Source organism: Cetobacterium sp. (assembly GCF_048470075.1).
Classification (GTDB): Bacteria; Fusobacteriota; Fusobacteriia; order Fusobacteriales; family Fusobacteriaceae; genus Cetobacterium_A.
In genome coordinates this window covers 1-8,891 of the sequence record NZ_DBGBQB010000196.1, presented here as the reverse complement: position 1 = coordinate 8,891, position 8,891 = coordinate 1, and the positions used below count along the sequence as shown (strand labels likewise).

Here is an 8,891-nt window from a genome sequence, read left to right as displayed (position 1 = left end):
ATATAGACATGATAACTATATTGTTATATTATATATTGTAAAAATACAGCAGAAGGGAGAGAAGGATGAAAATAGAACATAGAGAAACTTTAAATAAAAGTCTTAAAATATCTATCTCTGTTTTTTGGTGCGTTTTTCTACTGAGAGTGTTGTTAAATGTAAATCCATTTTATGCTGCCATAGCAGCTGTTTCATGTCTTCAGGGAACTATAAAAGATTCTTTTAGAGTTGGAGTAGAAAGAGTCATAGGAACTATTTTTGGTGGGGTTGTGGGACTCTTTGCAATCTATTTTATAACAACAGAATCCACAGATTTTAAGGGAAGTTTTGTTATGGCCTTTTCTATGGTTGTAATTATCCTAGGATGTACATATATATTGAGAAAACCAGCTTCAAATACAATAGCATGTATAGTATTTTTAGGAATCACTACGAATATGGAGGGAAGAGACCCCTATTTTTGGGCAGGAAAAAGAATTTTAACAACAATCATAGGAGTTATAATAGCTTTAGTTTGTAACTGGATATTAAGTGGTGAATATAAAAAGCTAAAAAAAAATAAAAGGTAGAATAAAAAATGCTGAGATATCTTTCTCAGCATTTTTCATTATTTCATTACTTTGTTACTTACAAGACCAATTCCATCTCCAAAAGGTAATAGAACAAAGTCATGATTCCTATAGAGGTAAGTTATAAACTCATCAAGCCTTCTAACAATAGTTTTAAATCTCTTGGGATACTCTTTATATAGATAACCTCTAAACATTATGTTATCTATAAAAATCATACCATTTTCGCTAAGTCTTTCAAATGAGTCATTGAAAAACTCCATATAGTGACCTTTAGATGCATCAATAAAAACAAAATCGAATTTTTCATCAAGTTTTTTAATCTCCTCGACACCATCGCCTAAAATAGGATTAATGGAATCTAATAGATCTCCCTTTTTAAAGTTTTCAAGAGCTTGATTATATCTAACCTCATCAATCTCAATGGTAGTAAGTTTACCTCCATTTTTTTTGGCAATTCTTCCCATAATAGTTCCAGAGTATCCAATTGCTGTACCAATTTCAAGTATATTCTTAAAGTTATGAGTAGAAACTAAAAACTCAAGGTATTTAGCGACCTCTTTTGTAACAATAGGCACATTGTGCTCTAAAGCAAAAGCTTCCATCTCCAGTATTAGAGGGTCTTTTTCCTCTATTTTACCAATGATATATCCATTGGCATCTTTTAATTCATCTAACATTATTCAAAATCCTTTCGTAGTTTAATAATATAAAAATTATCTAAAATCTCCTCAGTATAGTCAATTAAAAATCCTCCAACAGAGTCGAAATGTCCATTTACATTTTCAGGAAGAGAGATTTTTAAAACAGAGAAATTTTTATGGTTATCTAAAAATTTAGTGATATTATCAGTATTTTCTTCAGAGAATATTGTACAAGTACTATATACAATCTCTCCTCCAACTTTTAAAACAGAGGAAGCCGATTCTAAAATCTCATATTGAAGAGTAGAGAGTTCATGAACATTGGCCATATTTTTATTATAGAGAGCTTCAGGTTTTTTTCTAAGAACTCCATAGCCGCTGCAAGGAGCATCAACAAGAATTTTGTCAAATTTTAAACCCTGCTCTTTAAGTTTACGAGCATCTAATTTAATAGCCTTAACATTGGTAATTCCAAGCTTTTTTAGGTTCTCTTCAATTATTTTTATTTTATGTTGGTGAATATCCAAAGCATATATTTCACCAGTATTCTCCATAAGTTCGCTTAAAACTGCAGTTTTACTTCCAGGAGCACTACAAGTATCCACTACTTTTTCTCCAGGTAGAGGGTTTAAAATTTTAGCAGCCAAATATGATGAACCATCTTGAGCTATAATTTTTCCATCTTTAAATTCAGAAGTGTGTAAAATAACTCCAGAATCAATGTAGTAAACAGTATCCACTCTCTTTATAATATCAATTTTTAAAGTTTTTAAAAGTGCTTCAAACTCCTCCTCTGAATATTTAAGTTTATTGACCCTAACACTCATATAGGGTATTTTTTTTAATGAGATTAAAACAGCTTCAGCCTTCTCATTGTACTCTTTTTTTATCTTATCATAAAACCACTTTGGATAAGAGTATAGAATATCCAGCTTGTCCTCTTCTCTAAGTTTTTTTATCTCTTCATCTCTATCTCTTAAATAGCTTCTAAGAACACCATTTACAAATTTGCTAACAGGGATTCCAAACTTCTTTTTAGTTAATTCAGTTGCTTCCCAAGCCACACCTTTATCATCACTATTCATAAAAGTGGATTGATAAATAGAGATTTTTAATAAATTTTTAATCCAATTTTTTTTGATAGCCTTTGTTCTTTTTTCCAATTGGTAGTTTAAGTAGATATCATTTCTAATAACTCCATAGAAAACCTCAGTAATAAATCCACGTTCCCCTTTACTTAGATTATTTTTTGAAAAATAATCATTTAAAAGTATATTGGAATATTTTCCTTTTTCAAATTCATTTAAAACTTCTATAACTCTTTGTTTTATATTCAATATAATCTCTCCTAACTATACAACTTTATATAATTCATCACTTTGTGGAGGGGCAATCTCTAACCTCTCACCATTTTTAATAAGTACCTTTTCCTTTGAAACAGTAAACTCTCCAATATCAAAAGCGGCAATATTATTCTCTTTTAATTTTTCAAGTAGATCTGTTACACTATTTTTATCAACAACTATAAGCATAGTTCCACTGGATATAAGTTTTAGGGGATCTATCTTAAAATATTTACAAATCTCTTTTGTACATTGATGGATAAATATCTTATCATAGTAAATCTCTAGTCCTAGATTATAAAAACGACTAGATTCCCATAGAGCACCTAAAAGTCCACCTTCAGTGACATCATGCATACCTTTTGAAAATTTATTGGCTATAATCCCATCTTTAACAACACTGGTAGAATCAAGTAAAGACTTAGCCTGATTTAAAAGTTCTGGGGAGATAACTTCAAGGAGTTCCTCCTCTTTTTCAAAGGCTATGATTCCAGTTCCCTCAATTCCAATACCTTTAGTAATAACTAATCGATCTCCAGCTTCAATAGTTTCCCTTTTTTTAAAATCTATTTTTTTGCCGATACCAATTGAAGTGGCAGATATAACTATTTTATTAACTGCTGCTGTAATCTCTGTATGACCACCAATAATAGAAACCTTTAACTTGTCAGCTTCCTCTTGTGCCTCTTTCATAATCTCAGCAATCTCCTCTTTTTTAGTGTGAGGAGGAGCTAAAATAGTTAGCATTATTCCAATGGGTGAAACTCCTTCAGTGGCAATATCGTTACAATTAATATTGATAGCTAATTTACCTAATCCACTATTAGAACCAGTAATTGGATCAGTGGATAAATAAACTATATCCTCTCCCACTTCTATAGCGGCACAATCACTGCCAATCTCTCCAAAAGATAGTATTCTATTATTATTATTTTTAATATTATTAAAAATTAAATCTTCTAAGTCTGAAATAGTAAGTTTACCAATTTTCATATTTATCCCTCACCTGTAGTAGAATTTTATAATATATTATACTATATTTTATAAAAATAAAAAACCCTTACTTAAATTATAAGTAAGGGTTGGAAAAAATTTAAAATAATCCTGTAATAGTACCATTTTCATCAATATCAATAAGCTCAGCGGCAGGAACTTTAGGAAGTCCAGGCATATCGATAATTCCACCGGCCATAGCAATAATAAATCCAGCTCCAGCAGCCAATTTAATAGTGTCAATTTCAACTATAAAGTTAGTGGGTCTACCTAAAAGATTAGCTTTATCAGAGATTGATTTTTGAGTTTTTGACATACAGATTGGAAGCTCACCATATCCAAGCTCTTCCAATTGCTTAATTGTTTTATTGGCAGCTCCAGAGAAAGTAACTCCATCAGCGCCATATATCTCTTTACATATCTTTGAAATTTTATCCTTTATAGGTAGATTTAAATCATATAAAGGTTTATATGTTTCCTTATTCTCTTCCAGTTTTTGAAGAACAAGTTTTGCAAGCTCCTCTCCACCTTCTCCACCTTTAGCCCAAACTTCACATAGAGCAACAGGTGCATCTAGGCTTTCACAATGAGCTTTAATTAAATCGATTTCAGTCTCAGTGTCAGTAACAAATTTATTGATTGCTACAACAACAGGTAGATTGAATTTCTTCATATTTTCAATATGTTTATCTAGGTTTGCTAAACCTAACTTTAAAGCATCTAAATTCTCCTCATTTAAAACTTTAGCTCCACCGTGGTGTTTAAGAGCTCTAACAGTGGCAACTATAACAACACAGTTTGGATTTAATCCACCTTTTCTACATTTAATATCTAAAAACTTTTCAGCTCCTAAGTCAGCTGCAAAACCAGCTTCTGTAACAGCAACATCTGAAAGTTTTAGAGCCAATTTAGTAGCAAGAAGTGAGTTACACCCATGGGCAATATTGGCAAAAGGTCCACCATGAATTATAACAGGAGTATTTTCAAGAGTTTGTACTAAGTTTGGTTTTATGGCTTCTTTTAAAAGTGCTGTAACCGCACCAGATATTTTTAAATCATTTATTGTAAGAGGTTTATCGTTGTAATCATATCCAAATACAATCTTCCCAATATTTTCTTTTAACTCTTTTAAGGAGTTTGAAAGACAAAGTGTTGCCATAATTTCAGAAGCAACAGTTATTTGAAAAGAGTCCTGTCTTGGGTATCCGTTTGCTTTACCTCCAAGACCTATAACAATATTTCTAAGATTTCTATCATTCATATCCACTACTCTTTTCCAAGTTATCTTAGTATTGTCAATATTTAAAAGATTACCTTGAGTGATATGGTTGTCAATACACGCAGAAACAAGATTGTGAGCGACACCAATAGCATGGAAATCACCAGTAAAGTGTAGATTTATATCTTCCATAGGAATAACTTGAGAGTATCCTCCACCAGTAGCCCCACCTTTCATTCCAAAAACAGGTCCTAGGGATGGTTCTCTAAGAGCTGCAACAGAAGATATTCCCAATCTGTTTAAAGCTTGAGTTAGACCTACAGTTACAGTGGATTTACCTTCTCCAGCAGGTGTTGGAGTAATAGCAGTAACAAGAACTAATTTCCCCTCTTTTTTGTCAGAAAGCTCATCCAATAGAGAAAGATTAAGTTTAGCCTTATATTTTCCATAAGTGTCATAATAATCCTCACCAATGTTTAGCTTAGAAGCTATATCAGAAATTTTTAATAGATTTGCTTCCTGTGCGATTTGTATATCAGTTTTCATAGACCCCTCCTAAATGAATAATTGTTCCAAGGTAAGTTTAATTTTAACCTTTTCATCACTACAATTGTACCTCAAAATAATGAAAAAATAAAGGTTAATAAACATAAAAATAAAAATTGATTTTTTTAAATATTAGAGGTATATAAAATATAAAAGATTATTGTTTTGTAGGTGTATTCCTATATTTAGGGCAAAATATTATTTGATTTTTAGGACAAGGGGGTACCATGATTGACAGAGAGGATATCTTATTAGCTAAACAGGGAGATGTCGATTCCATAGAAAAAATAGTGACAGAGTATAGAAATCTTATATATATAAGAAATAAGAGACTGTTTCTTAAAGGAGCTGAACGAGAGGATTTAGTTCAGGAGGGAATGATAGGGTTGATGAAGGCTATAAAATCTTTTGATGAAAATAAAAGTGCTTGTTTTAGCACATTTGCGTCAATTTGTATAAAACGACAAATTATAACAGCTGTAAAAAATTATAATTCTGAGAGAAATAAAAATTTAAACAGTGCTATGCAAGGAGAGGTATACTCAGAGTTAGAGGAGTTGATTAGGTACAATGACCCGTCTTTAAAATATCATACTCCAGAACAGATAGTAATAGGAAAAGAGTTAATGAAACTTTTAAAAAAATATTTAAAGGATAATTTAAGCAGATTAGAAAGAGAAGTTTTTACCTATATGGTAAAAGGGTATGGATATTTAGAGATTGCCAAGAAATTACGAAAAGATCCCAAGGCAATAGATAACTCTATGCAGCGTATAAAGAAAAAAGTTCATATTTTTTTAAAAAAATATAATAAAAGTTGACAGAAGTAGTGGAAATTGAATATAATATGTGAAATTTATATTTTAACTAAAGGGAGAAAGTAATGATATTAGAAACAATAAAGAGTCAAAAGATAACTTTTGAGCAAAAAGTTGTAGCTCTAGCAAGATTAGCTGAAGGAAGTATTGAGGTTTTAAATAAAAGCGATGCTTTAAAAAAATATATTGAAGATGGAATAATATGTGATTTATTTGAAGGAAATGCTCCTTATAGACCAAGATACATAGTGCCAGATTACGATATATTTATGGAGCAAGGAAGTAAGTTTTTAAATATTGAGAAACCAACAAATATTTGGGAAGCTGTACATGGGTTATTAATTCTTTATAAACATGTTCCATCAATAACAACGATGCCTGTTTATTTAGGAAATATTGATTATTTACTAGAACCTTTTATAAAAGATGAAAATGAAGCGTATTTAGCTATAAAACTATTTTTAAAACATATAGATTCAACTATAACAGATTCGTTTTGTCATGCCAATATAGGACCAAAAGAGACAAAAGCAGGTTTCTTAATTTTAAAAGCTATGAGAGAGTTAGAATTACCAACACCAAACTTAACTATTAAATACAGTGAAGAAACAACTGACAAAATATCAATAGAAGCTATAAAAACAGCTCTAGTAACGGCTAAACCAAGTTTTGCTAACGATAAGATTTTTAGAGAAGATTTTAAAGGTGAATATGGAATTGTTAGTTGTTACAATGGATTAAAAGTTGGAGGTGGAGCGAATACTTTAGTTAGAGTGAGATTAGGAGCTCTATCGAAGTTGGCTAGCTCAAAAGAGGAGTTTTTAGAGAAAGTTTTACCAGAAGTTTCAAAAGAGATGTTAGATTATATAGATGAAAGATCTAGATTTATTATAGAGGAAAGTGGATTTTATGAGAGTAGCTTCCTAATAAAAGAGGGGCTTTTAGAGAAAGAAAAATTCACAGGACTATTTGGATTTGTAGGATTGGCTGAATGTGTTAATAACCTTTTAGGAGCTACTGAGAAAAAAGATAGATTTGGATATTCTGAGGAAGCTAATAGGTTAGCTTTAGAGATAGTTTCAACAATGCATAAACTTGTAGCAAATCATAGAACAAAATATGCGGGAGAGTTCTTTGGAAATACTCATCTATTACATTCACAAGTAGGAATTGATACAGATAGAAATGAGAGTCCGGGATGTAGAATTCCAGTTGGTGAAGAGCCAGAAATTTTTGAGCACATAGTTCAATCAGCACCATTTCACCAGTATTGCCCAAGTGGAATAGGAGATATCTTTGTGTTTGATGAGACATATAAATCCAATCCAGAAGCTATTTTAGATATAATAAAGGGAGCTTTTGAAACTGATATGAGATTCTTCTCTCTATACAGTGATACATGCGATGTAGTTAGAGTAACTGGTTACCTTGTGAAAAAATCTGAGATTGAAAAGTTAGATAAAGGGGAGCAGGTTTTAAGAGACACTACTATTTTAGGAAAAGGTGCTAGAGATAATGCTAAAGCATTGGGAAGAAAATTAAGAAGTGAGTAAAATGATTCTAACAGGGAAAATAAATAAAATTATAAAGTTTTCAAATGTTGATGGTCCAGGAAATAGAATGGCCATATTTTTTCAAGGTTGTAATTTTAATTGCGATTATTGTCATAATCCTGAAACTATAAATATTTGTAAAAAATGTTATGGCTGTATCCAAAAGTGCCCTACAAAAGCTTTAAATAAAAGTGAAGAAGGGGATGTTATCTGGAATGAGAAACTGTGCTGTGAATGTGATGAGTGCATAAAAACCTGTAATTTTGATGCTTCACCTAAAGTTAAAGATTACACTGTGGATGAGCTATTAGAAAATATAGCTAAAGTAAAAAGTTTTATAAAAGGGATTACAGTTAGTGGAGGAGAAAGCACACTACACTACAAGTTTATAACAAAACTTTTTATTGAAGTGAAAAAAAGATGGCCAAATTTAACCTGTTTTGTTGACACCAATGGAGGGGTTAATTTAAAAGATGAAAAGTATAAAGAGTTTGTAGAGAATACAGATGCATTTATGTTAGATGTAAAGGTATGGGAAAAAAATCAACATCTAAAACTGACAGATCAAAGTGTTGAAATGGTAATTGAAAATCTGTATTTTTTAAGGGATATAGGAAAACTATTTGAAGTCAGAACTGTTGTTGTGTCGGAAAGATTAGATAATAGATTAACTGTTGAAAATGTTTCTAAAGCTATATCAGGTAGAGATATTAGATATAAAATTATAAAATATAGACACTATGGGGTTAGAGATGATAGAAAAGAGCATCTTTTTTCACCTACAGATAGTGAGCTAAAAGAGTTGGAAGAGTTGGCTAAAAAAAATGGAGTAAAAAACATCCTGATAATATAGGGCGTTTCAGATTGTAAATAAAAGGCTATCAAAATATTATATTTGATAGCCTTTTATAATATTAAAATTTGTATTCTAATCCTAATGAATATGTTGGTGATAGTTTATATTTCATAAAATTTTGCATCTCCTCTTGCGTATCTCTATATTCAAACTCTTGAACGCCTATTCCAAATATAAGATTTAATTCTTTCGAATTTTTTTGATAAAGAGTATAAGAGTTTAATAGATTTATGCTCCACCATTTTCGGACACTATCAAAGGGGATAGCAGATTTTATATTTAAAATCAGTAGCAGTGAACTCTAAAATAGGTGTTATTTCAATATTATTAGTTTTAAAAATATCATATCC

General features: G+C 30.9%; 8 protein-coding genes. 4 read left to right on the top strand and 4 right to left on the bottom strand.

Annotated features, from left to right (window positions below; genetic code table 11):
• The first annotated feature begins 65 nt into the window (after positions 1-65).
• On the top strand, positions 66-569 hold the full coding sequence (locus ACMOUI_RS07145; RefSeq protein ID WP_418965042.1) for an FUSC family protein: 504 nt from the start codon (positions 66-68) through the stop codon (positions 567-569).
• Between the two features lie 38 nt (positions 570-607).
• On the opposite strand, the gene ACMOUI_RS07140 is transcribed toward ACMOUI_RS07145, so the two are convergent.
• From ACMOUI_RS07140 to ACMOUI_RS07125, 4 genes are all read right to left on the bottom strand, one after another.
• On the bottom strand, positions 608-1,249 hold the full coding sequence (locus ACMOUI_RS07140; RefSeq protein WP_418965041.1) for an O-methyltransferase: 642 nt from the start codon (positions 1,247-1,249) through the stop codon (positions 608-610).
• Entirely contained in the window at positions 1,249-2,550 is a 1,302-nt protein-coding gene (gene rsmB, locus ACMOUI_RS07135; RefSeq protein WP_418965040.1) for a 16S rRNA (cytosine(967)-C(5))-methyltransferase RsmB, read from the bottom strand. Before rsmB ends, ACMOUI_RS07140 begins: the two co-directional genes overlap by 1 nt.
• Before the next feature lie 15 nt (positions 2,551-2,565).
• On the bottom strand, positions 2,566-3,549 hold the full coding sequence (locus ACMOUI_RS07130) for an AIR synthase family protein (protein WP_418965039.1): 984 nt from the start codon (positions 3,547-3,549) through the stop codon (positions 2,566-2,568).
• A 100-nt stretch (positions 3,550-3,649) separates the two neighbouring features.
• Positions 3,650-5,314, bottom strand: coding sequence for a formate--tetrahydrofolate ligase (locus ACMOUI_RS07125; protein ID WP_418965038.1), 1,665 nt, complete (start codon positions 5,312-5,314; stop codon positions 3,650-3,652).
• A gap of 227 nt (positions 5,315-5,541) precedes the next feature.
• On the opposite strand from ACMOUI_RS07125, the gene ACMOUI_RS07120 reads away from it, so the two are divergent.
• The 3 genes from ACMOUI_RS07120 to ACMOUI_RS07110 all read left to right on the top strand — a co-directional run bounded on the left by ACMOUI_RS07120 (position 5,542) and on the right by ACMOUI_RS07110 (position 8,538).
• Positions 5,542-6,135, top strand: a complete 594-nt coding sequence (locus tag ACMOUI_RS07120) for a sigma-70 family RNA polymerase sigma factor (protein ID WP_418965037.1) — start codon at positions 5,542-5,544, stop codon at positions 6,133-6,135.
• A 62-nt stretch (positions 6,136-6,197) separates the two neighbouring features.
• Positions 6,198-7,685: a YjjI family glycine radical enzyme gene (locus tag ACMOUI_RS07115; protein WP_418965036.1), complete on the top strand. Its 1,488-nt coding sequence runs from the start codon at positions 6,198-6,200 to the stop codon at positions 7,683-7,685.
• A 1-nt stretch (position 7,686) separates the two neighbouring features.
• The gene (locus tag ACMOUI_RS07110) at positions 7,687-8,538 is read left to right on the top strand and encodes a YjjW family glycine radical enzyme activase (protein WP_418965035.1); all 852 of its coding nucleotides are present in this window, start codon (positions 7,687-7,689) and stop codon (positions 8,536-8,538) included.
• Positions 8,539-8,891: the final 353 nt, after the last annotated feature.

Coding starts and splice junctions, on each gene's coding strand:
- ACMOUI_RS07120 (WP_418965037.1), top strand. CDS start 5,542: ATGATTGACAGAGAGGATATCTTATTAGCTAAACAGGGAGATGTCGAT.
- ACMOUI_RS07140 (WP_418965041.1), bottom strand. CDS start 1,249: ATGTTAGATGAATTAAAAGATGCCAATGGATATATCATTGGTAAAATA.
- ACMOUI_RS07115 (WP_418965036.1), top strand. CDS start 6,198: ATGATATTAGAAACAATAAAGAGTCAAAAGATAACTTTTGAGCAAAAA.
- ACMOUI_RS07110 (WP_418965035.1), top strand. CDS start 7,687: ATGATTCTAACAGGGAAAATAAATAAAATTATAAAGTTTTCAAATGTT.
- ACMOUI_RS07130 (WP_418965039.1), bottom strand. CDS start 3,549: ATGAAAATTGGTAAACTTACTATTTCAGACTTAGAAGATTTAATTTTT.
- ACMOUI_RS07145 (WP_418965042.1), top strand. CDS start 66: ATGAAAATAGAACATAGAGAAACTTTAAATAAAAGTCTTAAAATATCT.
- ACMOUI_RS07125 (WP_418965038.1), bottom strand. CDS start 5,314: ATGAAAACTGATATACAAATCGCACAGGAAGCAAATCTATTAAAAATT.